The organism is Spiroplasma endosymbiont of Thecophora atra (assembly GCF_964019735.1).
GTDB classification, from domain to species: domain Bacteria; phylum Bacillota_I; class Bacilli_A; order Mycoplasmatales; family VBWQ01; genus Spiroplasma_E; species Spiroplasma_E ixodetis_A.
Window position 1 is genome coordinate 610,608 of record NZ_OZ026464.1, and the last position, 24,122, is coordinate 634,729.

Below are 24,122 nucleotides of genomic sequence, written 5' to 3' on the forward strand. Positions count from 1 at the left end.
CCACCTTTCTAAGTTGAACTTTTTGGATTAATTACCAATGATGTAGTTTGAAGATTTCAATTGGCATTTTCTTTATTATTTGGTAATTTAGGGTCACGAATAGTAAATGTGGTTATAAATTGATATTCAATAACAATTAAATTATCTTTTTGACTTTGATATGCTTTTGTTTTAAAAGCCATTATTTTAAATTAAGTAGAACTTGGAATGGTTTGACCACTACTTGGATTATCATTTGTTCATAATAAATCATTAATATATATTTTATTTAATCTTTCTGCACTTGTTAAAGAAGCAGTTTGATTGGGTATATTTCCATGATTATTTACATTAAATGTTCAATTATTATTACTATCATTATGATTTCCAGAATCATTGTTATAGGTATTATCATTGTCTTGAAAAAGAGCGGTATCATTTTGGTTATCTGGTAAATTACCAATATCACTTAAATTTATTTTAATAGGTGTAAATCAATTTTTAGAATTAGTATAAGTATCGAAAGAAACACTATTATAAAATAAATTACTCATATTAATAGTAAAATTAAATGTTATACTTTCATAATCTTCTTTAAATTTATCAATATTATCATAACCATATTGATTTACATAAATACCAATACTATTATGAAATTTACCTTTAACATCTTCTAAAATAATTGGTTTCATTTGATATTGATTAGATTGACCAAAATTTTTAGGATTAATATTATTATTAATTCCATATTGACTTTGATTACTTAAATCAATAAATATAGGATGCGCTCTTTCTATTAATGGTGGTGGGTGTATTGCTTGTGGATAATTAAATGGTTTGTCAAATTTAAAAGTATTATTTGCTAAAATAAAAGTATTTTGAATTAATTTACTATTATTACTTGCTTTACCAACTGTTTGATAAGTACCACTTCAAATACTAAAATTATCATTAACAGCACCATTTCTATTATCTGGCATTGAATAAAATGTTATTTTAAAATTACTTTTACCTACAACTTTAATATCAATCATATCAATTGCTCATTTAACTATATTATTATTAGTAAAATTTGGAGCATTTAATAATGGAATTGAACTATCTTCTTTTGCTAATAATGAAATTGTATCTTTACCACCAGCACCATTTTGAACTAAATTTACAGTATCATAAATTCCTTGTGAAGAAATACTTCCATCATTAATATCAAAATTTTGTAAATTAATCATATCAGTTAAATTAAATGTAAATGATGTCATATGACTTGCTGTTCCAGCAACTGCTTGTATAGCATCTGGAGTATCATTTCTAAACATATCAAGGGGAATAGGACTACCAGTTGGGGGTGTTGAATATAATAATGTTGTATAAAAATTATATAATTCAGCAGATATTAAACCATTTATGTAATTAAATTGTGGAATTAACAAGTTACTACTTAACTTTGCACCAATATCTAAACCATCAACAAAGAAATTCATAAATGAACCAAATACTGGAATAGTATTAAGATTAATTTTAATAGTTTCTCGTACTGTTAATGGTATTTCACTAATAGGATTATAAATAAAATAATGTAAAGCATTTATAGTATTTAATTGTTTAAATTTATTATTATTCATATTATAATGAGTATTACCAATAAATTTTTTATTATTTTTATTATAATATTGAAAATATGGATTACCCGCAGTTGCATAATTATAATCTTCAATTTCTGCACCATTTAAAAAATTATTATCTCAATAATTTACTAATCTATTTGAAACATCAACTTTATTAGTATTTTTAGTTTTTTCTAAATTAGTAAGTAAATGACCTTCATAATGTCGGGTTGCACCATCATCATATAATGGTGATATTTCTTTTCTTCATTCATTATAACCATCCATAGTTGATTGTCCTTGAACAGTTAATACATAATTTGTTTCTGGTAATGCTTGAAAACTTACTGGGTCATATGTACTACACTGATATTGTCATGGAAATAATAATTTACTTGGATATTGGCGATATTTATGTTGTTTAGTATTAATAGGATTATTATCAATATCTCTTCCTCATAATGCTATACTAATAGGTTTTACTGAACCATAAAAAGATATTTGACAATGTGTTACTGGTAATGGCGTTAAATAATTATCATCTAAAATAATATTATTATTTTCATCTAATGCTGGTAATGCTACGGGGTCGCCAGGCGCACCTAATTGTACATATTGATTAATTGCTAATCCACTATGTGCTAATTTATCATTTAAACTACTAAAAGTACATTGAATATACGCTAATTCTTTATTTTCATTATTATAAGTTTTACTAGCAACTTCAAGAATATATCATTGTCTATCAACTTTAATTGATTTATCAGTATTTATAGCTTTATTAATTTCTGGAATCATATATAACTTATATAAATTTGAAACAATATTATTAATAGCTGAGTTATACTTGTAAGTGCAAGTAAATAAAATTGCAAAAAATTCTCATATAAAAATTTCATAATGCTAAATTTAGTTTAGAAAAAAGTAAGGAGTTTTTATATGAGTTATAAACATCTTGGCATAGATGAAAGGATTTATATTGAGAATCAATTGAAATTTAAATTTAAAATTAGTGAAATAGCTAAAAATCTTAATCGAAGTATTAGTACTATTATTCGAGAAATTAATAGAAATAAAGATAATAATCATTATTTTTCATTAATTGCACAAAATAAAGCTGAAAATCGAAAACAATCACATATTAGTTTTCATAAGTTTAAAAATAAGAATTTAGTAAAATATGTACAACAAAAATTACTATTAGGTTGATCACCTGAACAAATTTATGGCAGAATTAAAAATTTTCATAAAGAGTGAGTTATTAGTTTTAAAACAATTTATACTTGAATTTATTTTGGAATGCTTGATAAAGTTACTAGTAAAAATTTAAGAAGAAAAGGTAAAAAACGAAAATCTAAAGAAAATCGTGGCAAGTTTAATGGTAAATCAATTAAAGAACGAGATATAAATGTTAATGATCGTATAACACTTGGTCATTGAGAAGGAGATACTATAGTATCATCACGAGGTAAAAGCAAATCATGTTTAATAACTTTAGTTGAAAGAGTATCACGATTTACTTTAGCAATATTAGTTAAAAACAGAACTACTAAAGTTATTAATAAAAATGTTAGTTATTATTTATCAATTCTTCCTAAAAACATTGTTAAAACTATTACTTTTGATCGTGGCAAAGAATTTTCAAATTGACAACAACTTGAAAAAAATTTAGATATAAAAATTTATTTTGCCAATCCATATTCACCTTGACAAAGAGGTACTAATGAAAATACTAATGGTTTAATTAGAGAAAAATTTCCTAAAAAATTTATTTTTTCAAAAACTAATAAAAATGAAGTTCATAAATTTATATTGTCTTTAAACCAAAGACCAAGAAAAATACTAAATTATCTTTCACCAATCGAATATTTGGATAGAAAAATAATTTAGTTGCACTTACCTTTACAATTTAGCAATAAAATTAAAATTCTTTTTTTCATTTGGAATATTAATTACTACATTTTTAATTGCTTGTTCTTGAATAAAAGCATTATTTGCTGGAGTTGCTGAATAAGTAATACCTAATTGGTCACTTAAAATATTTCCATAAAATACATCACCATTTTGTAATTGTTTATATGCTTCATCTGGATTATCTTTATTTTGAATAGGATAATAAGAATGGTCTCATACTGCTTGTATTGCTTCTCTTCCAGTAAAGATTTTACTAAAACTAGTATAATCATTAGGAATACTAGTTGGTGGTTTATATCCCGTTTCTGTTGAATTTATAGCACCTAAAATAACGGTAAAAGGACATACACGAAATTGTAAATCTTTATTTTGTGTAAAATCTTTCTCAATTTCCCCTGTACTTTTTCATACAGTTTTAATTAATTGATGATTTATTTTCGGTATCATTCCCATTTTTAGTTTCTCCTAAAAAGTATTATTAAATTCAATTTCTTCTTTTTGATATTTTCTATTTTGTTCAATAATTTGTTGTGCTTCTTCTTCACTAACACCATATCTTTTAACAATAATTCTTTTAATATTAGTAATTTCTAATCTTAATTCTGCTTCATCAATTTCAAGTGATTTTAATCTATCTGTAATAGTATTTTCTTTAATTTCAAATGTTCATTTAGATTTATCACCATCTAATCCCATTAATATAAAACATCTTTGAAATATTTCATTTCAATCACTTTGATTTAAAGTTCTTTTAATTCTTGTAGTTTCCATATCACGAGAATTAGTAATTAATACTTCTGCTTCAGTTTTTTGACTTGTAGTATCATTTACTGGACTATATCCAGAGCCTTCAAATGCTTTATCAATAATAAATTGAATAAATTCTGCATATTTATCTAATATTGGACTACCTTGTAAAATAGCAATTGGTGGTGTTCCACTAGTACTTCCTAAACTTCTTAAATTTGCTTGTAAAATAAATTTACCTATTAATTTTTTTAAATCAAAAGCAGTTTTAGATTGATTTATTTCTTGTTCAGTAATATCTAAAAATACACGAGTAACATTATATTCAAGTTCATGTTCAATTGATTCAAATGTTTTATTTAATAATTTTTGTAATTTTTTAATTGGAGTCATATCTGGATAATAATCACCAATAACTCCACCAAAGAAATTCTTTTTAGGTAAATTTTGCATAAATTTAACTGGAATAATACCTAAATTATGATTATCTATTAAAGGTAATTTTAAATCATCACTTATTTGTTTTTGTAAACCATCTAAAGTAACATAATCACTAGTAAAATATCTAATTATTTGATTTCGAGTATATGTTGTTTTAACATAAATACTTTGGTCATCATATTGTAATCTTGACCATGTTGATGCACTATATTCATTTTCTAATACTCTTGCAACTCTTGATTGAGCATACGGTTGAGCAAAATTTAATGATATTCTACCACTTTTACTTTTATCAATTTGAACAATACTATAACCATATCCACTCTTTATATGACAATCTTGATAAAATAATGAATCTAAATTATTTCATTCTTTTAATTTTTCAATTGCTCTTTTATATTCTTCATGTTCACTTGTTAAAGTATAACCATTACCTCATAATAATTTACTTGCATGATTTGCTATAATTTCTTGAAGATTTATCATACATCAATTAGGAGTTAATATTTCAGTATTATGATTATTCATATGTTACTTCCTTTCAAAATAAGGATTTATATTTGCACTTAAATTTCTAATATATGGTTCTATAGCATAATCAAATGCGTCACGTAAATGGTCATTACCCGCTAATGGTATTTGTTTAATACTTTTAGGGTCTCATACAGCCAATCTAAACTCATCTAATAATGCTTGTGCATTCATACTAATATTTAATCGTTCTGAAGCCATTAAAGCCACATTCTTACCTATTCTAAACTCAAGTCTTAATTTCACACAGTCTTTAAAATATAGTCATGAATTAACTTGATATTTAATTGCTGTATCATTTAACATTTCAATAAATGTATAATTACTAAAATCACAATATACAGTTAAACCATATTCATAAAGTAAATTATTTTCTTTTGCTAATTTAATATAAAACTCAACTACTAATCTTGCTAATTGTTTATTATCATAACGAATTAATTTATTTTCTATTTTTAAACAATCAATAACATTAACAAATTTAAAATTATAATCAAAACCTATTAATAAACATGCTAAAGCATCATCTTTAAACCCATAATCTAATCCAGCACTAAATCTATAACTTGGTTGTAATAATCTACTAATCTTATGAATTAAATGTGAATATATGCTAAATTGTAAAGGTAAGTGCAACTAAATTATTTTTCTATCCAAATATTCGATTGGTGAAAGATAATTTAGTATTTTTCTTGGTCTTTGGTTTAAAGACAATATAAATTTATGAACTTCATTTTTATTAGTTTTTGAAAAAATAAATTTTTTAGGAAATTTTTCTCTAATTAAACCATTAGTATTTTCATTAGTACCTCTTTGTCAAGGTGAATATGGATTGGCAAAATAAATTTTTATATCTAAATTTTTTTCAAGTTGTTGTCAATTTGAAAATTCTTTGCCACGATCAAAAGTAATAGTTTTAACAATGTTTTTAGGAAGAATTGATAAATAATAACTAACATTTTTATTAATAACTTTAGTAGTTCTGTTTTTAACTAATATTGCTAAAGTAAATCGTGATACTCTTTCAACTAAAGTTATTAAACATGATTTGCTTTTACCTCGTGATGATACTATAGTATCTCCTTCTCAATGACCAAGTGTTATACGATCATTAACATTTATATCTCGTTCTTTAATTGATTTACCATTAAACTTGCCACGATTTTCTTTAGATTTTCGTTTTTTACCTTTTCTTCTTAAATTTTTACTAGTAACTTTATCAAGCATTCCAAAATAAATTCAAGTATAAATTGTTTTAAAACTAATAACTCACTCTTTATGAAAATTTTTAATTCTGCCATAAATTTGTTCAGGTGATCAACCTAATAGTAATTTTTGTTGTACATATTTTACTAAATTCTTATTTTTAAACTTATGAAAACTAATATGTGATTGTTTTCGATTTTCAGCTTTATTTTGTGCAATTAATGAAAAATAATGATTATTATCTTTATTTCTATTAATTTCTCGAATAATAGTACTAATACTTCGATTAAGATTTTTAGCTATTTCACTAATTTTAAATTTAAATTTCAATTGATTCTCAATATAAATCCTTTCATCTATGCCAAGATGTTTATAACTCATATAAAAACTCCTTACTTTTTTCTAAACTAAATTTAGCATTATGAAATTTTTATATGAGAATTTTTTGCAATTTTATTTACTTGCACTTACAAGTATAACTCAGCATATTCCACCAGATTCATAACCTACTAAACCATGACTTCTTACTCTTGCAGATATTGGGTCTAATTTTTCTATTTCTAATAATTGTTGTTTATCACTATCTTTTAAATGAGTATTTAATTTTCAATTTTGATAATGATAAATAGTATTATCAATAATAGTAAATTGTTCATATTCATTAATAATTTGTTTTTCATTTTGTGGACAAGCATTTATAGTTTTTTTAATAAATTCATTTAAAATACTTCAAGGATTACAACTTTCAATTTCTAATAATTGATTTGCACCACGAATAGCATCTTTTAAATCTTGATAATCATTTTCAGTAATTTCATATCTTTCATCACTTCATATAATTACATAATCATATAAATAATTACTTGCTAATCCAGTTAATTTAACATTACTATTATCTTGTGAATGTAAATATTTACAAGTTATTTTACTACCATTAAATTCAATAGTTTTTTTAGTTTCACTAATAATAAAATTAATACTAGGATATGTTGCTCTAATAATTTGTTTTAATTCTTGTCAACTATCATTTAATTGTTTTGACATATTACGAATTAAATAAGCATGAATATTAATATTATCTAACATTAATAAAATACCTAAGAATTCAATATTACTAAATGTTTTACCAGATTTACGACTACCTAATTGTTTAATTTTAGTAATATTTAAAGGTTGTTTTAAATACATTCTTTTAGCAATATCTAATAAATAACCAAAATTACTTAACATTTATTCTTACCTTTATTTTCTAAACTAATTGCTATAGGGGCTGTATTATCACTACTTTTTATATCAATTTTTGTAGATAAATGATATTCTTTCACAAATGCTCTTTCTAAATATCATGCAGTATTATTTGCATTTGCTTTTAAATATCTTTGTGTATTAATATGACGTATTTGTAAATATGCTCAATTAATTTGTTGTAAAAAAGTATTTCTCTTTTTTTGTTTTCAACTATAAAGAGTATTTTCTGTAATATCTAAATAAACTAACATACCAATTTTAGTTGGTATTTCTTCAGTTTGTTTACAATGATTAAAATATTCTTCTAATTTTTCTCTTAATGCTTTTGCATCATTAAAAATTGTTCTTATTTTTATTTTTTCTTCTTGCACATAAAAATCTCCTTTCATATGCCTTAAAAACACAAAAATTTATGATATAATTAATATAATCTTTAAGTTAGACACTGGTAGTAATAACTTATTAACTTTATTAATTACTTCATATATATTTTTATTTAATTGCTGAGTTATACTTGTAAGTGCAAGTAAATAAAATTGCAAAAAATTCTCATATAAAAATTTCATAATGCTAAATTTAGTTTAGAAAAAAGTAAGGAGTTTTTATATGAGTTATAAACATCTTGGCATAGATGAAAGGATTTATATTGAGAATCAATTGAAATTTAAATTTAAAATTAGTGAAATAGCTAAAAATCTTAATCGAAGTATTAGTACTATTATTCGAGAAATTAATAGAAATAAAGATAATAATCATTATTTTTCATTAATTGCACAAAATAAAGCTGAAAATCGAAAACAATCACATATTAGTTTTCATAAGTTTAAAAATAAGAATTTAGTAAAATATGTACAACAAAAATTACTATTAGGTTGATCACCTGAACAAATTTATGGCAGAATTAAAAATTTTCATAAAGAGTGAGTTATTAGTTTTAAAACAATTTATACTTGAATTTATTTTGGAATGCTTGATAAAGTTACTAGTAAAAATTTAAGAAGAAAAGGTAAAAAACGAAAATCTAAAGAAAATCGTGGCAAGTTTAATGGTAAATCAATTAAAGAACGAGATATAAATGTTAATGATCGTATAACACTTGGTCATTGAGAAGGAGATACTATAGTATCATCACGAGGTAAAAGCAAATCATGTTTAATAACTTTAGTTGAAAGAGTATCACGATTTACTTTAGCAATATTAGTTAAAAACAGAACTACTAAAGTTATTAATAAAAATGTTAGTTATTATTTATCAATTCTTCCTAAAAACATTGTTAAAACTATTACTTTTGATCGTGGCAAAGAATTTTCAAATTGACAACAACTTGAAAAAAATTTAGATATAAAAATTTATTTTGCCAATCCATATTCACCTTGACAAAGAGGTACTAATGAAAATACTAATGGTTTAATTAGAGAAAAATTTCCTAAAAAATTTATTTTTTCAAAAACTAATAAAAATGAAGTTCATAAATTTATATTGTCTTTAAACCAAAGACCAAGAAAAATACTAAATTATCTTTCACCAATCGAATATTTGGATAGAAAAATAATTTAGTTGCACTTACCTTTACAATTTAGCAATTTTTATAATATAATTATAACAAAAAATAGCATTATACTGCTATTTTTTTATTTCTTTTTTTAAATTTAAACATTTTCTTAACTTTATTTCCTAAACTTTTTCAAAACTTAAATTCTGGATGTTGTGATTTATACATAATCATAGCGCCAATAACAGTACCAATAATATTTAAAGAAATGGTAAACAATACGATTCCAAAAGGATTATTTTTTTCACATAACTCTCACCCTAAATTAATTAAATGAAGGGAAAATGCTATTCATGCTAATGATAAGGGAACTAACATAATATAAAATACAGTCATAGGTGGGTCTACTTCTTTTATTTCAGTTAACAATAAATAATCCATTTTACTTTCCTTTTCTATTTATATTTTTCTTTTATTGTACATTATTTTATTAAAAAAGAAAAGATAACTAATAAAAGTTATCTTTAAACGTTGCAATAGATTTGCTAATTATTTCAATCGTTCTTTAATATTATACTCTAAAACCAAACATTTTTCAACTAATATTTTAACAAATTTGTTAGAATAGTTAGGATAAAAAAATAAATAGAAAGGTGTTAAAAAATGTTTAATTATAAAAATAATCTTGAATATGAAATTAATAGAATTAGAACAAATCATGTTAATAAAATCCATGCTTTTGATGAATATTTTTTTCAAAATAGAGATAAAGATAGATATAAAGTTGCTAAAAAATGTAATCTTAGTATTATTTTTGAATTTGGTAAAATGATTTTTAATCAAAGAGTTTATTGAGATAAATTAAAGAAAAAATATTATTATCCAGTTTATGAAGAGTTTAATATTGAAAAAAGAGCAAAAATTATTAGTTGATTAAAAGAAGAAATAATATTATATATTGTAAGAAAGAAACATTATCAATATATACCAGATATTTTAAAATTTACTTATGTTTCAAAAGTAACAATTAGTAAAATTCATAAAAATGCAAAAGTTCAAGAAAAATTACCAGAACAAAAATTTAAAGTTAAAAATAGTGAATTTATTTATATTAATGCTGATGATTGTTATGTTCCAGTTTGAAATAAAAATCATAAAAGAGAAATGCAAAAAATTCGTAGTATTTCATATAATACTGGTAAAAAACAAATAGGTAAAAATAGAAATAAATTATCAAATAAAATTTATACTTTTATGGGTGATTATAAATATAGTCCTAAAGAAGATTATTTACAAGCAAATCCTACAGTTGATTTTACTTGAAATGGATTAAAAAAATATTATGAATTTGAAAATGCAAAATTAGTAGTTTCTGGTGATGGTGCTGGATGAATATATAATTTAGCAAAATATTTGGGTGCTTATTATGTACTAGATAAATATCATGCTTTTTATTATTTATGAACAGCATATAAACCTGATAAAAGAAAAAATAAAGTTAATCCAGAAAATTTAAAAAACTTTTTAAAGGCTTGAAAATATTTTTGTAATGGTCAATATGATGAATTAATAGCATTTTTAATTGAAACAAAAGTAAATAAAGAAACTTTAAGAATTTTTGAAAATAATAAAGAAGGTATTATTAATCAACCTGCTGATTGAAATATTGGCTGTAGTGCTGAAAGTGATATTCAACATTTAGTTAAATCTCAAACTAAAGGTGCAAAAATATATGCTTATCCAACGTTAATTAATATGTTAATGGCTAGAGCCAATTATTTAAATAGTAGAAATTATATTAATAGTGCTTAAAGTAATACAATTTAATATTTTTTGTTTCTAATTTTAAGATTAGGATTTTTGTGTTGTTTAAATGTAATTTTATAATTATATTTTTTAACATTTTTAAAATTTATGATATAATTTAATTAACAAATATTTAGATTTGCTAGTTTTATTGTTTGAAGTTAGAAAATCTATCCGTTATATTTATTCGTCCGTCAATTAAAGTAAATTCATTTTCATTAGCTAAAAGTTTATAAATTATTTTATTATGATAATCATTATATTCAGTTGTTAAAGCATAAACATTATTTTTTGAAAAAAGTAAATATATTCTAAAATTATCTGCTTGACTTAAATAGATACCTCCTATTTTTTTAAATTCATTTTTATTGACTAGACATTTATAAACACCATCTTTCTTTGATCATACATATACATTGTTTGATGAATCTATTTTAATATTTGTAAAAGAATAATTATTAGTATTAGTTGTTACTTTCATTTTTTTAAATTCATTTTTATTGACTAGACATTTATAAATGCCATTAGTTTTTAAAGCATAAATATTATCTTTTGCGTCAAATTTTAAGCTTATTATTAATCCATTTATGCCTTTTATTTTTATGAATGTATTTTTATCATTAGTATATTTATAAATACCATCATTAGTTATTGAATATATTTCGCCTTTATTATTTTTATATAAATCAGAAAAAATAAAATCATTATTGCTTTGATGAACATTATTTTTTTTAAAACAATCATTTTGTAATGTGATTGTCCTTAAGTTAAAATTACTAATACAATTTTCAATAGTTATTGTAGATGCTAAGGTAGTTAATATTGTTAATATTTTTTTCATTAAAACTCTCCTTTTTGTTTTTTTCTATAACTTTTATAATAATAGGTTATTTTATATTTTAAGAACGTAAAAAAGAAAATGTAATAAAAGTATCTAAAAACTAAAAAAATAGTTTAATAGTAATTTTTGAATCTTGAAAATTATAAAAAAATATGTAATTAAAATTTTATTATTTATATTAGTTTTTTAATAATTGATTAGCGAAATATTTGGTCAATAACTCCACCACCAAGACAAATATCACCATCATAAAAAACAGCGGTTTGACCAGGCGTAATAGCGCGTATCTTTTCTGAAAATTCAACCTTAATTTCATCATTATTAATATTATTAATAATAACAGCAACATCAGATTGACGATAGCGAAATTTTGCATTACATTTTAAAGAGTTTTTTAATGTACTATTATTAATTCAATTCAATGATTTAACAGTACAACCGCTATTCATTAGTCATTTATTTTCATTATCATTAGCAACATAAAGGATATTATTAGTAACATCTTTTTCAACAACAAAATACGGAACTTTCATTCCTGAAAGATTAATACCTTTTCTTTGGCCAAGTGTATAGTAGTAAACACCATTGTGATTACCAATAGTAGTTTTGGTATTAATATCAACAATTTTGCCCGAATTAGTTGGTAAATAATTTGTTAAAAATGTTTGAAAATTACGATTACCAATAAAACATATGCCAGTAGAATCTTTTTTTGTTGCTGTTGGTAAATTATATATTTTTGCTAATTCCCTAACTTCAGTTTTAGTTTTATTACCTAAAGGAAATAAACTATATTTTAATTGTTTTTGTGTTAATTGACATAAAAAATAACTTTGATCCTTATTATCATCAATTCCTTTTAATAACTGATATTGTTTAGTAATTGGGTTGTAGTTAATTCGTGCATAGTGCCCCATTGCAATATAATCTGCTTGTAAATTTTTTTGTGCATATTTTAAAAAAGCATCGAATTTAATATATTTGTTACATAAAATATCGGGATTGGGAGTACGACTTTTTTTAAATTCTTCAAGAAAATAAGTAAAAACATTATCTCAATATTCCTTAACAAAATCAATTCTTTCTAATTTAATATTTAATTTTTGGCAAACAGTTAAAGCATCAAGATAATCTTGTTCTTGTGGACAAATATCTTGATTATTGTTACCTTGTAAATCATTATTTAAAAGTGAATCTCAATTACGCATAAAAAGACCAATAACTTCATGGCCTTCTGCTTGTAAAAGTGCTGCTGTTACTGATGAATCAACTCCACCACTCATACCAACAACAATGCGTTTTTTTTTTGTCATTTTATTACTCCTTAGTACTTTTCATAAATGCTTAATAATTGTAACAAATATATAATAAATACCCAAATAAATATTTTTAAATTATTGAATTTACATATTGATTATTAAGTGATAATCCTTTATACTAATGTTAAAACACATAAAAGCAATTTAACAAAATATGGTTTATAACCACTTTTGTAAAGTTTGTTATTAATGTGTTTTTTATGTTTTAATAAAGAAATAGAGAGAAGAGAAAAAATGCCACAAGAAGAAGAGTTATTAATAAATAATGATATAGATAGTAATATAGAAGCAAATACTATTAATAATAGTTGAAGTAGTTTAATATGATCAGATACTAAAAAAATAATTGGAACAGCTGGTTTATTAACAGCAGCAGTTGGTTTGAAAACTGTACAACGAGTATTTCAGGTAGCAGTTATTAGTATTGGATCATTTGATTGAAATAAAGTAAATCCTTTAAATAATTTAGTTGATTTTGGAGTAACTCCAGTACAATTGGTAATTAGTACACAAGCAATGAATTTATGAAAATGGGGAGCAGAAAAAATTTGACAAGAAGGAAGAACAGTATTTAATAGAACTGCTGATCAAGAAATGAGTCCACTTTTATCTTTATATTCCGAAATTGGTGTTGAGGAAGGTTATTCATGTCTTTCAAAAACATCTATTTTTGGAAAAATGCTAATAGCAAAAGTTGGATATTGAATTTCGAATCATTTTATGATTACTGCTTCTAGTATGTATTCAGTTGGTTCTTTAACTAGTTTAGCTGAATATTGAAGTAAAATTATTTATGGACCAAATATTTTATCAACAATTATACGAGCAGAAGTTTTATGTTATACTTCTATCTTAATAGATAAGGGTATAGAATATTTAACAAAAACACATATGTGGTTTGCTTTCAAAAGATATTTTAATTGTTTAAATAATAATATTAATGAAAATGATGAGTTAGAATCATTATTTTCTCAACAATCAAAATGTATGAGTCTTTTAAAAAGTGGTGGTTATTTAACAGCAATGGTAATAGCAACTATAATAGATAATGCAATTAAAACTGCAGCTGTTATGTATACTGCTGATAGATTACTAGAATTGAATCTACATTTTTTCAATTTGCTATTATGTTAGCTATATTATCAATGATACTATTGGTAATAAAGTATTAAATAAATATGCTAAAAAACAATGACAGAAATTTTTTAAGTCTACTCCAAATAATGAATTAGAGGAAATAGTAACTAATAGTAATTATATGAGTATTAATAGTAGTGATGAACGACAATTAACTAATAACTTTAATGATGAATTGGTGAGTGTTATTAATAGTATTAATGGTCCTGCATTTGGTGGTTGTCCTAGAAATCCTTCAATTGCATAAAATTTATTTGAATGCTGAGTTATACTTGTAAGTGCAAGTAAATAAAATTGCAAAAAATTCTCATATAAAAATTTCATAATGCTAAATTTAGTTTAGAAAAAAGTAAGGAGTTTTTATATGAGTTATAAACATCTTGGCATAGATGAAAGGATTTATATTGAGAATCAATTGAAATTTAAATTTAAAATTAGTGAAATAGCTAAAAATCTTAATCGAAGTATTAGTACTATTATTCGAGAAATTAATAGAAATAAAGATAATAATCATTATTTTTCATTAATTGCACAAAATAAAGCTGAAAATCGAAAACAATCATATATTAGTTTTCATAAGTTTAAAAATAAGAATTTAGTAAAATATGTACAACAAAAATTACTATTAGGTTGATCACCTGAACAAATTTATGGCAGAATTAAAAATTTTCATAAAGAGTGAGTTATTAGTTTTAAAACAATTTATACTTGAATTTATTTTGGAATGCTTGATAAAGTTACTAGTAAAAATTTAAGAAGAAAAGGTAAAAAACGAAAATCTAAAGAAAATCGTGGCAAGTTTAATGGTAAATCAATTAAAGAACGAGATATAAATGTTAATGATCGTATAACACTTGGTCATTGAGAAGGAGATACTATAGTATCATCACGAGGTAAAAGCAAATCATGTTTAATAACTTTAGTTGAAAGAGTATCACGATTTACTTTAGCAATATTAGTTAAAAACAGAACTACTAAAGTTATTAATAAAAATGTTAGTTATTATTTATCAATTCTTCCTAAAAACATTGTTAAAACTATTACTTTTGATCGTGGCAAAGAATTTTCAAATTGACAACAACTTGAAAAAAATTTAGATATAAAAATTTATTTTGCCAATCCATATTCACCTTGACAAAGAGGTACTAATGAAAATACTAATGGTTTAATTAGAGAAAAATTTCCTAAAAAATTTATTTTTTCAAAAACTAATAAAAATGAAGTTCATAAATTTATATTGTCTTTAAACCAAAGACCAAGAAAAATACTAAATTATCTTTCACCAATCGAATATTTGGATAGAAAAATAATTTAGTTGCACTTACCTTTACAATTTAGCGAATGAAAATAAAAAAAGTTAGAATAAACTATTCTAACTTTTTTTATAATTTACCAATTTCTAAACTTCCCAGTGTACTAATAGCACGTACATAAATTAACATTGATTTTCATAATTTGTCAACTTTAATACATTCATTATATTGATGTTCAGTTGAGTTAGTATGATCAAATATTGCACCAAATGCTACACAATTTGGCATTGCTCTAGCATAAGTTCCACCACCAATTGCAATTGGTTTTGCTTTTTTATCACCAGTAACTTCTTGATAAATTTCCATTAATTTAATAACAATTGTTGATTCTTGTGGCATATATAATGGTTTATCATAATGTTGTTGTTTTATTGTTAAATTATAAGGTTTTAATATTTTTGTTAATCTATTTAAAATTTCTTGTAAATCAGTTTTAACTGGAATACGGATATTACATCCTAATTTTGAATTTTTGCTATTAATTTCAACGATGCCAACATTAATAGTAAAACTTCCAGATTCATCATCTAAATCACCAAAATATTTTGTTAAAGCAGTATCTTCTTGTAAAATATCACCAACAAATTTAATTAGATTGTGTTCAATTTTAAGTTTATTTAAAATTAATAAACTTCTTAATCCTGCATTAATTCCTTCATCTGGTCGTGACCCATGTGCTGGTTTACCATGAATGGTAATTTGTTGATTATTATTTTCAATTCGATAGTTCTTATTTTTCCCAATTTTAACAAATGATTTAATATCAACACCATTAATATTACTAGTAGAACAAGTGACATTGTAAGCATCACCTGCATTAATAACAATGGATTTATGACCTGTACCAATAATATCTAAGTTAATAATTCCTTTTTCAGCATATACTAGCGGAAACATACCATCAGGAGTAAAACCAAAAGTTGGAGTACCTTCTTGCTTCATATATGTGTTAATTGAATCTCATGTTGTTTCTTCAGTTAAACCAAAGATAACTCTAATTCGACGATTTGGTTGATAACCATGATCTTTTAAATATTTTAAACAGTATAGAATAATAATTGTTGGACCTTTATCATCTAATACACCTCGTCCATATAAAATATCATTAATAATTTCTGGCGAAAAAGGTGAAATTTTTCATTCTTCTAAATTACCTGGTGGTACAACATCAAGATGACCTAATATGGCAAATATTTCTTTACCCTCACCATATTCTAAATATCCATATTTATTGTTTTTGTCACGATAAGTTTTAAAACCTAATTCTTGCCCTAAATTAATAGCATAATCTAATACTTCTTTAACACCAGGCCCATAAGGTGCTGTTGTTGTGGGTGGTTGAGCATATGATTGAATTTTAACAATTTCTTTTATTTTTGTTAGTGCTTGCGGAAAATATTTTTCTTTTAACAATTTTTCATTGAATTTCATATTTATTCACTCCTTGATATATAAATTTAAATAGTAGTATTAGTTATAATATCAACTATTAAATCATTTAACAATAATCAGGAACTATTTGTGCAAGATAAATGATTATTTTTTATTTTTATTTGTTTATTTTTGATTAATTTACTAATCAGTGGCTGCTCTAGAATGTTATTACTTTTGTTAAATTTTATTCCCTTTTTTAGTAATAAACCTTGTATTAATTTTTGGATTAAAATTTCATTTGTTGATAAGATACTATTTTTTTGATTGTTATTATTAATGTTATTGCTATTAGTAATTATTATTGCTTTATCTTCTGTTTTAATATATGAAACAGCATTTGGACCAATTCCATAATAGTTTTCTAATAAACAATATGCAATAATATATTTTGATTGATTATTAGTATTTTTACTATAACTATAGTATTCATAGTTATCATATTTGTGTTTTTTTAAGAAATTATTAATGTATCTTTTAATAGTAAGATTTTGTTTGTGATTATAACTATCATAGCTAATATGAGGTGTTTTTAATTGCATACATATTTGTAAATCATTATTGACATCAATTACTGTTTGATGAGGAAGATTATATTTTAAATCAATTGAGAAATTATTAATTTTTAAGTTAATAGCATCATTAATAATTTTTATACTTTGTTGATAATTAAATTTGTTATTTAATTGATTTTGAAAACTAATTATTTTTCAAATTAAACGATTAATTTGAAATTTGGAAAATAATTGTAGAGTTGTGAAATTAGTATTATTAATAGTACATTCAAAGTTGTATTCTTTGATAGTGGTTGTCAATGGTTTAAGTAGTATTAATAATTGTTCTAAAAAAATAATTGGTAAAACTGACTTATTTTTGTTAGCAAGATAAATTGTTTTTAAGTTTAATTGGTATTTATTTATTATATTTGTTAATTCTTTTTTAATACTTTCTATAAAATAAGAATAGTTAGTATTTACTTCATGTTTAAAATTAGGTATTTCTATATATAAATGTTCAATAGTAGTTTGTGTATTCATAAATAAATGATACTATATTTATTATGTTCTTGCTTTTCAATGTTGTTCTTTCGCAATATTTTTATTTCCTTTTGAAGAAATTTTAGTTTTTCAAGAAGGGTAATTTTCACCTTTACTTTTTGCATTAACAATATTCATTGGATCTAGATTATATAATTCAGTTGTTCCTTGTTGACTAGTAGGACGATGTAGAACAATAGTTCAAGAGTAAGTTTCTAAGTTATCTGCTGTGCTATAATCAGTGGTAAATGAATCACGAAACATTCAAGCACCACTATAATCTTTACGATATAATTTATCACTAACACCATCAATTATTTCCGCTTTTTCTCAAACAGCTTCAATTTGTTCTAATGTTCAATGGTGAGTAGTAACTTTTTGCACTTCGATTGTTTCTTTTTTTGTTTTTGTGTTTGTTTTTTCTATTATTGGTTGTGTTTCTTCAACAGTTATTGTTGTTGTTTGTTCATTAAAATTAGATGTTTCAGATTCAGAATAACTACTGTCTTTAACATCAAAACCACCTTGATTTTTTGGTTGGTAATTAGTTTCGGTATTAATATTACTTTCTGTTGTTGGTGATTTTGAATATATTGTTGTATCTTCTACACTTGTTTTTTCAACTGTTGGTTCTGAATATATTGTTGTATTTTCAATATTATCATTTATTTCTTCTTCATTTGTAATAGATTCGGATTTACTCTTAGTAAGAGTACCTGGTGTTGGTGAAACAGTTTCGGCATGATAGGCACCTTGCGTTGGTGTTTGTGATAGTTCATGATTAGTATAATGGACAGTTGCTGTTGAAGGGTTAGTGATTATTTTTTCTTGTGTTAGATCTTGCTTAAGAACAGTATTGTTAGTTTCTTGGTTTGCTATTTGTTGTTCTTCATTATTTTGAGTTACTGGTATTGGTACGACGTTAGGAAGCGTTATCATATCATCAACTTCTTGTTTTGCTATTACTGTTTCTTGTTTTGCTTTTGGTTTAGCAATAGGCATTAATAGTGTATTTGATTTGTATTTAGAGGTAATATTAATAATTAATCAAAGACTGTGGATTAATAAAAGTATTGCAAATAGCTCAGGCAACATTCATGGTAAAAAAGTTATTAGAAAGTTACCAGTTGTATTTATTATTTCGCCGTCTTTTTTATTAGCTAAGAAAGTAAAAGTTTTAAATCTAAAAATAAAAAATACAATAAGAAAGATAACAAATATTGCTGAAAAAATAAAACTTATTAAACAAAAAAGTGCTGATACACTATTTTTAGTTTTTAAAAAAATAAAAGGTACGACTACTAATGCTAAAGATAAACCAGAAACTATGAAAACAATAATACTTATTATATTGAAACTAATTTGTAAATTAGAATTAGGCTGTTGTGGATTATTGAATCATTTAATATAGTTATCAACTGCATCTCGACCAATAGTTGCTCATAAAGCCCAACCTATCATTAAACTTGTAGTAATTAGAAGACCATTAATAAGAATTGTTAATTTGCTATATAGACCAATACGATAAATTTTTGGTTCTTTCATTGAACTAGAATTTATTTCCTCTATCATAAAAATACCCCAATCTATTTTTAATATACTTACTCTTTTTATAATTATATCAAATTAAAAATTAAGATAGTGTCGTATAATTAATTGGACTGGAAAAATGAATAATATTAATATATTATTCTAATTAATATTGGTTTTTTAAATAAAATGAAAGTCTTTTTATTAAATTAAAGTTTTAGAGAAAAGGAAAATAAAAAGATATGTTAAATAAAACAGTAAAATGCTAAATTGTAAAGGTAAGTGCAACTAAATTATTTTTCTATCCAAATATTCGATTGGTGAAAGATAATTTAGTATTTTTCTTGGTCTTTGGTTTAAAGACAATATAAATTTATGAACTTCATTTTTATTAGTTTTTGAAAAAATAAATTTTTTAGGAAATTTTTCTCTAATTAAACCATTAGTATTTTCATTAGTACCTCTTTGTCAAGGTGAATATGGATTGGCAAAATAAATTTTTCACCTAAATTTTTTTCAAGTTGTTGTCAATTTGAAAATTCTTTGCCACGATCAAAAGTAATAGTTTTAACAATGTTTTTAGGAAGAATTGATAAATAATAACTGACATTTTTATTAATAACTTTAGTAGTTCTGTTTTTAACTAATATTGCTAAAGAAAATCGTGATACTCTTTCAACTAAAGTTATTAAACATGATTTGCTTTTACCTCGTGATGATACTATAGTATCTCCTTCTCAATGACCAAGTGTTATACGATCATTAACATTTATATCTCGTTCTTTAATTGATTTACCATTAAACTTGCCACGATTTTCTTTAGATTTTCGTTTTTTACCTTTTCTTCTTAAATTTTTACTAGTAACTTTATCAAGCATTCCAAAATAAATTCAAGTATAAATTGTTTTAAAACTAATAACTCACTCTTTATGAAAATTTTTAATTCTGCCATAAATTTGTTCAGGTGATCAACCTAATAGTAATTTTTGTTGTACATATTTTACTAAATTCTTATTTTTAAACTTATGAAAACTAATATGTGATTGTTTTCGATTTTCAGCTTTATTTTGTGCAATTAATGAAAAATAATGATTATTATCTTTATTTCTATTAATTTCTCGAATAATAGTACTAATACTTCGATTAAGATTTTTAGCTATTTCACTAATTTTAAATTTAAATTTCAATTGATTCTCAATATAAATCCTTTCATCTATGCCAAGATGTTTATAACTCATATAAAAACTCCTTACTTTTTTCTAAACTAAATTTAGCATTATGAAATTTTTATATGAGAATTTTTTGCAATTTTATTTACTTGCACTTACAAGTATAACTCAGCAAATAAATAAAAATAATAATTTTCGAATAACTATGTTATTTAAATAATGAATTTATTAATAGTTAAAATATTAATTATTAATGGAGAACTTGGTCATATAATAAAATTAAAAAAGATTATTAATTTGAATGGAGAAAATTTATGAAAAAAGAAAAAAGTAAAACAAAAATTAGTCATTTAGATAGATTAAAGTTAAAAACGCCACCTAATAAAGAATCAGCTGCGTTAAAAATACTTTGAGTAGCAGTAACACAAGTATTTCGTAAAAAATTAACAACAAAAATAACTATTTCAAAGCAATTATTAGGATTAGAAAAAGAATATTTACAATCAATAGTATTGAACTGTATTAATAAAGATTCTAAGCAAATAATTTGAACTAAAAATATTTCTTTACCCCTTGATGAACTATGTTTATCATTTGGCATGTATAAATTAAGTGTTACTTTGAAAAATCCAAATAAAGAGGAATCTAATTATTCTGGTTTATTAAATACAAATGATAAATCTGAAGAAACAATAGTATATGAATTATTATTTGATGGAAAATGATTTAAAATAAATGATATTGAAAGTTTCAATATGAATTTGGCAGAAAGATTAAAATACAAAATTAATGAATTAGAAAGTAATTTAGAATGTGATAGTGATTTTGATGACATTGAAAAAAAAGATATCAACGCAATTGATTTACAAACTCAATCATCAACAGTTAAATCTAAATTAAATTTACCAAACTTGTAAAAAATATTAAAAAGTTTATTGCATAATTTTAAAACTTTAGCAAAAATAAGTGTAAACTAAATAAACCTATTGTTTTTTATTTTTAAAATAATGGGTTTTTATTTAAATAAGGGGGAATCAAAATGAGTTTACAAACAAAAACTATTATTGAAGAAGAATTAAGAAATGTAGCAGATTTAACATGATTTACTAAAAATTTTATTAGGTGTCATCAAAATTGACATCATGGTGAAACATGTAAATTTGAAAATCATTTTGATGAAAAAGATAAAAAATGTTTTCAATTTAGAACAATTATTAAGAAACAAAATGAAGATTATTTTATTTATGATGAAATAATAAAAAGAGAAGATAAAACCTTTTTTTTATTAAGATTATATGATGATAAAAGAAAAAAAGTTTGAGAATTATTAATTTATTTTGAAAAAAATGAAATTGTTCAACAAATTAGACATTTACGTTATAAGCAATTTTTAAATGAAATTAAAAATAATGCAAAGCTTATAAAAAAAGAATCTAAACATACAACTATCATTAGAACACCATTTTTAGAATTTGTAAGAACTATTACAAATCAAAAACAAGATAATATTACAGAAGAAGTACAAGATAAATATTGAATTTTTAAAAGGTTTATATGAAAGATTTTTCATGGTTTAATATTTTTTATTGCGTGGGGTGCCACATCTCCTATTGCTAAAATAATTATCACACCAATAATTAGTACATTTGTTGTGTCAAGTGCTATTATGGGTTGATTACCTTTTACTATTGCTGGTATTGTTGCTGGTATTTGTTACAAAATTTTATGTGAATGTGCTAAAAAATTAAGACCAGTAATGTCTTCAATTGTAAAAGACAAGTATCAAATTGAATTAGAACAAAAAATAGAAGAACTAGAAAATAGATCAAATAATTTAGAAGAAGAAGTTCAATATTTAAAAGACATATCTTTAAATTCAAAAGAAGTAATAGAAGAAAGAATTTTAAACTGTTTGCTACAAACTAGAAAAAAAAATGAATCAAAAACTTTTGAAACTTGCAAAAAAGAATTGGGAGATTGTCAAAAATCCGGAATAAATTAAATCGTTGTAGTCTTATTATATTTTAGACAAGAAATAATTTGGATTTTTATGAAATTGTAAATTTATTTTACTACTAATTTAAAAATATTACAATTAAAATACTCAATTTTATAAATTATAAAAACATTTTAATAATTTAATTAACATAAATATATAACAAAAATTCTTATTAACTTTTAATTTAATAAGTTTTTTTAATTTTTTATTTTAAAATAAGTAAAATTATGTTTTTAAATTTATTTGATTACATTTAAAAATAACCATTTTTATATAAATAAAAATACTATATGTTCTATTAACAATCATTTCTTTTAAAACATGTCAAATATTTGTTTCAGTAAAACAACCAATATTTCATTTTGCACCTTGATTTTTAATACCTTTTTTATTATTTTTAAAATATTGTTTTTTTAACTTTTTATGATTATCTAATTCTTTATATAAATAATCAATTAATTGTTCATATTGACCATTATTAATGAAATCTTTACAATTATTATATTCACTTCAATATTTTCCTTTATTTCCCGCCATTATACCAAGATATAATGTTCTAATTAAATGGAATTTATCTAAAACAACCTCAGCACCAAGATAATCAGCAACTTCTTTAATTCATCCAGCACTATCTCCACAAATAATTATTTTTGCTTGTTCAACATTTTCATAAAATTTTTGACAATGTTCTTTAACAAATTCAGCAGTTTTTTTAACTCCAATTGCTGTTCTTGTTGGTCTAATAATTGCTTTTACTCTTTTATTTTGTACTTTATGATTAATATTATCTGTATATGTTGTTATTAATCTCATAGAGTATTTTATACCTTTACGTTTAAAATCTCAAAACTTTCGATGTCCATCATCAATTGCTACAAAAATAGGTTGATTTTTTTCTAATTTTACTTTTACTGGATTTGCTTCAATTACTTCTAAATTTTTAAAAACTCTATGAACAGTACTAACACTAATACCTGCTTTTTTACAAATAGCATAAATATCATGATATCTTTTTCCATCAGCAAAATATTCAATAATAGTTTGTTCAACATCTTCACCAATTCTTTTATATTTAGGTAATTCTAGTCATTCATCAACTAAACAAATACGAACTCATTTTTGTAATTTTTCATCAAAATATTCATAAATTCTTCTTTTATAAGTTACTAATCCATACATTATTTTTCTTGTTCGATATTGATAATCAACAATTTTATATTTCTTTTTATCTCTTGTATTTTTTATTCTTCAATCTCGTTTTTCTCACTTATTTGTTATATATTCTAAAACTAATTTATCAATTTTTGCACTTTGTTCTCTAAAATTTCATTTATAATTAAAATTCACATTTACTTCTCCTAACTATTTTAAAAAAATC

Annotated in this window: 25 protein-coding genes; 8 read left to right on the plus strand and 17 right to left on the minus strand. The window is 23.0% G+C overall.

The genetic code is table 4. The features are described 5' to 3' along the window. Positions 1-8: 8 nt before the first annotated feature. Complete coding sequence (locus AACL05_RS03495; RefSeq protein WP_338962692.1) at positions 9-182, minus strand: hypothetical protein; 174 nt, start codon at positions 180-182, stop codon at positions 9-11. Positions 183-191: 9 nt separating this feature from the next. Next, positions 192-2,381 (minus strand): hypothetical protein, encoded by a 2,190-nt coding sequence (locus AACL05_RS03500; protein WP_338986268.1) that lies wholly within the window; start codon positions 2,379-2,381, stop codon positions 192-194. Positions 2,382-2,522: 141 nt separating this feature from the next. Between AACL05_RS03500 and AACL05_RS03505 the strand changes: the two genes are divergently transcribed. Continuing rightward, positions 2,523-3,473: an IS30 family transposase gene (locus AACL05_RS03505; protein WP_338960236.1), complete on the plus strand. Its 951-nt coding sequence runs from the start codon at positions 2,523-2,525 to the stop codon at positions 3,471-3,473. Between the two features lie 12 nt (positions 3,474-3,485). Here the strand turns inward: AACL05_RS03505 and AACL05_RS03510 are convergent, their stop codons facing one another. The 6 genes from AACL05_RS03510 to AACL05_RS03535 form a co-directional block, all read right to left on the minus strand. Beyond that, positions 3,486-3,944, minus strand: coding sequence for a hypothetical protein (locus AACL05_RS03510; protein ID WP_338986270.1), 459 nt, complete (start codon positions 3,942-3,944; stop codon positions 3,486-3,488). An 18-nt stretch (positions 3,945-3,962) separates the two neighbouring features. Beyond that, positions 3,963-5,213 (minus strand): hypothetical protein, encoded by a 1,251-nt coding sequence (locus AACL05_RS03515; protein ID WP_338962696.1) that lies wholly within the window; start codon positions 5,211-5,213, stop codon positions 3,963-3,965. A gap of 3 nt (positions 5,214-5,216) precedes the next feature. Beyond that, a complete protein-coding gene (locus AACL05_RS03520) occupies positions 5,217-5,852 on the minus strand; it encodes a hypothetical protein (RefSeq protein WP_338986272.1) in 636 nt (211 codons plus the stop codon). After that, entirely contained in the window at positions 5,853-6,803 is a 951-nt protein-coding gene (locus tag AACL05_RS03525; RefSeq protein WP_338960236.1) for an IS30 family transposase, read from the minus strand. Positions 6,804-6,875: 72 nt separating this feature from the next. After that, a complete protein-coding gene (locus tag AACL05_RS03530) occupies positions 6,876-7,652 on the minus strand; it encodes a phage terminase large subunit (RefSeq protein ID WP_338986274.1) in 777 nt (258 codons plus the stop codon). Then, positions 7,646-8,041: a terminase small subunit gene (locus AACL05_RS03535; protein WP_338962700.1), complete on the minus strand. Its 396-nt coding sequence runs from the start codon at positions 8,039-8,041 to the stop codon at positions 7,646-7,648. The genes AACL05_RS03530 and AACL05_RS03535 overlap by 7 nt, the downstream gene beginning before the upstream one ends. A 235-nt stretch (positions 8,042-8,276) precedes the next feature. Here AACL05_RS03535 and AACL05_RS03540 point away from each other — a divergent pair, with 235 nt between their 5' ends. Next, positions 8,277-9,227, plus strand: a complete 951-nt coding sequence (locus AACL05_RS03540; protein ID WP_338960236.1) for an IS30 family transposase — start codon at positions 8,277-8,279, stop codon at positions 9,225-9,227. Positions 9,228-9,285: 58 nt separating this feature from the next. Here AACL05_RS03540 and AACL05_RS03545 read toward each other — a convergent pair whose 3' ends face one another. Then, a complete protein-coding gene (locus AACL05_RS03545) occupies positions 9,286-9,603 on the minus strand; it encodes a hypothetical protein (protein WP_338962703.1) in 318 nt (105 codons plus the stop codon). 222 nt (positions 9,604-9,825) lie between these two features. On the opposite strand from AACL05_RS03545, the gene AACL05_RS03550 reads away from it, so the two are divergent. Then, the gene (locus AACL05_RS03550; RefSeq protein ID WP_338986275.1) at positions 9,826-10,974 is read left to right on the plus strand and encodes an Mbov_0401 family ICE element transposase-like protein; all 1,149 of its coding nucleotides are present in this window, start codon (positions 9,826-9,828) and stop codon (positions 10,972-10,974) included. Positions 10,975-11,116: 142 nt separating this feature from the next. On the opposite strand, the gene AACL05_RS03555 is transcribed toward AACL05_RS03550, so the two are convergent. Next, on the minus strand, positions 11,117-11,809 hold the full coding sequence (locus AACL05_RS03555) for a hypothetical protein (RefSeq protein WP_338986277.1): 693 nt from the start codon (positions 11,807-11,809) through the stop codon (positions 11,117-11,119). Positions 11,810-12,006: 197 nt separating this feature from the next. Beyond that, entirely contained in the window at positions 12,007-13,122 is a 1,116-nt protein-coding gene (gene mnmA, locus AACL05_RS03560; RefSeq protein ID WP_338986280.1) for a tRNA 2-thiouridine(34) synthase MnmA, read from the minus strand. A gap of 240 nt (positions 13,123-13,362) precedes the next feature. Between mnmA and AACL05_RS03565 the strand changes: the two genes are divergently transcribed. The 3 genes from AACL05_RS03565 to AACL05_RS03575 all read left to right on the plus strand — a co-directional run bounded on the left by AACL05_RS03565 (position 13,363) and on the right by AACL05_RS03575 (position 15,580). Beyond that, positions 13,363-14,262 (plus strand): hypothetical protein, encoded by a 900-nt coding sequence (locus AACL05_RS03565; RefSeq protein ID WP_338962713.1) that lies wholly within the window; start codon positions 13,363-13,365, stop codon positions 14,260-14,262. Between the two features lie 124 nt (positions 14,263-14,386). Further along, positions 14,387-14,512, plus strand: a complete 126-nt coding sequence (locus tag AACL05_RS03570) for a hypothetical protein (RefSeq protein WP_338962716.1) — start codon at positions 14,387-14,389, stop codon at positions 14,510-14,512. Between the two features lie 117 nt (positions 14,513-14,629). Further along, on the plus strand, positions 14,630-15,580 hold the full coding sequence (locus AACL05_RS03575; protein ID WP_338986282.1) for an IS30 family transposase: 951 nt from the start codon (positions 14,630-14,632) through the stop codon (positions 15,578-15,580). Between the two features lie 67 nt (positions 15,581-15,647). Here AACL05_RS03575 and AACL05_RS03580 read toward each other — a convergent pair whose 3' ends face one another. The 5 genes from AACL05_RS03580 to AACL05_RS03600 all read right to left on the minus strand — a co-directional run bounded on the left by AACL05_RS03580 (position 15,648) and on the right by AACL05_RS03600 (position 20,814). Continuing rightward, the gene (locus AACL05_RS03580) at positions 15,648-17,009 is read right to left on the minus strand and encodes a Sapep family Mn(2+)-dependent dipeptidase (protein WP_338962718.1); all 1,362 of its coding nucleotides are present in this window, start codon (positions 17,007-17,009) and stop codon (positions 15,648-15,650) included. 26 nt (positions 17,010-17,035) lie between these two features. Beyond that, positions 17,036-18,046 (minus strand): hypothetical protein, encoded by a 1,011-nt coding sequence (locus AACL05_RS03585; RefSeq protein ID WP_338962720.1) that lies wholly within the window; start codon positions 18,044-18,046, stop codon positions 17,036-17,038. A 21-nt stretch (positions 18,047-18,067) separates the two neighbouring features. Continuing rightward, positions 18,068-19,618, minus strand: a complete 1,551-nt coding sequence (locus AACL05_RS03590; RefSeq protein WP_338986285.1) for a hypothetical protein — start codon at positions 19,616-19,618, stop codon at positions 18,068-18,070. Positions 19,619-19,864: 246 nt separating this feature from the next. Continuing rightward, positions 19,865-20,107, minus strand: a complete 243-nt coding sequence (locus AACL05_RS03595) for a hypothetical protein (RefSeq protein WP_338986288.1) — start codon at positions 20,105-20,107, stop codon at positions 19,865-19,867. Next, positions 20,011-20,814: an IS30 family transposase gene (locus AACL05_RS03600; RefSeq protein WP_338986291.1), complete on the minus strand. Its 804-nt coding sequence runs from the start codon at positions 20,812-20,814 to the stop codon at positions 20,011-20,013. The genes AACL05_RS03595 and AACL05_RS03600 overlap by 97 nt, the downstream gene beginning before the upstream one ends. Before the next feature lie 245 nt (positions 20,815-21,059). On the opposite strand from AACL05_RS03600, the gene AACL05_RS03605 reads away from it, so the two are divergent. Together AACL05_RS03605 and AACL05_RS03610 are read left to right on the plus strand one after the other, a co-directional pair. Continuing rightward, the gene (locus tag AACL05_RS03605) at positions 21,060-21,662 is read left to right on the plus strand and encodes a hypothetical protein (RefSeq protein ID WP_338986294.1); all 603 of its coding nucleotides are present in this window, start codon (positions 21,060-21,062) and stop codon (positions 21,660-21,662) included. Positions 21,663-21,784: 122 nt separating this feature from the next. After that, complete coding sequence (locus tag AACL05_RS03610) at positions 21,785-22,747, plus strand: hypothetical protein (RefSeq protein WP_338986296.1); 963 nt, start codon at positions 21,785-21,787, stop codon at positions 22,745-22,747. A 222-nt stretch (positions 22,748-22,969) separates the two neighbouring features. On the opposite strand, the gene AACL05_RS03615 is transcribed toward AACL05_RS03610, so the two are convergent. Next, positions 22,970-24,091 carry an Mbov_0401 family ICE element transposase-like protein gene (locus tag AACL05_RS03615; RefSeq protein ID WP_338962732.1) on the minus strand — a complete coding sequence of 374 codons (1,122 nt, stop codon included), beginning with the start codon at positions 24,089-24,091 and terminating at the stop codon, positions 22,970-22,972. Positions 24,092-24,122 lie beyond the last annotated feature (31 nt).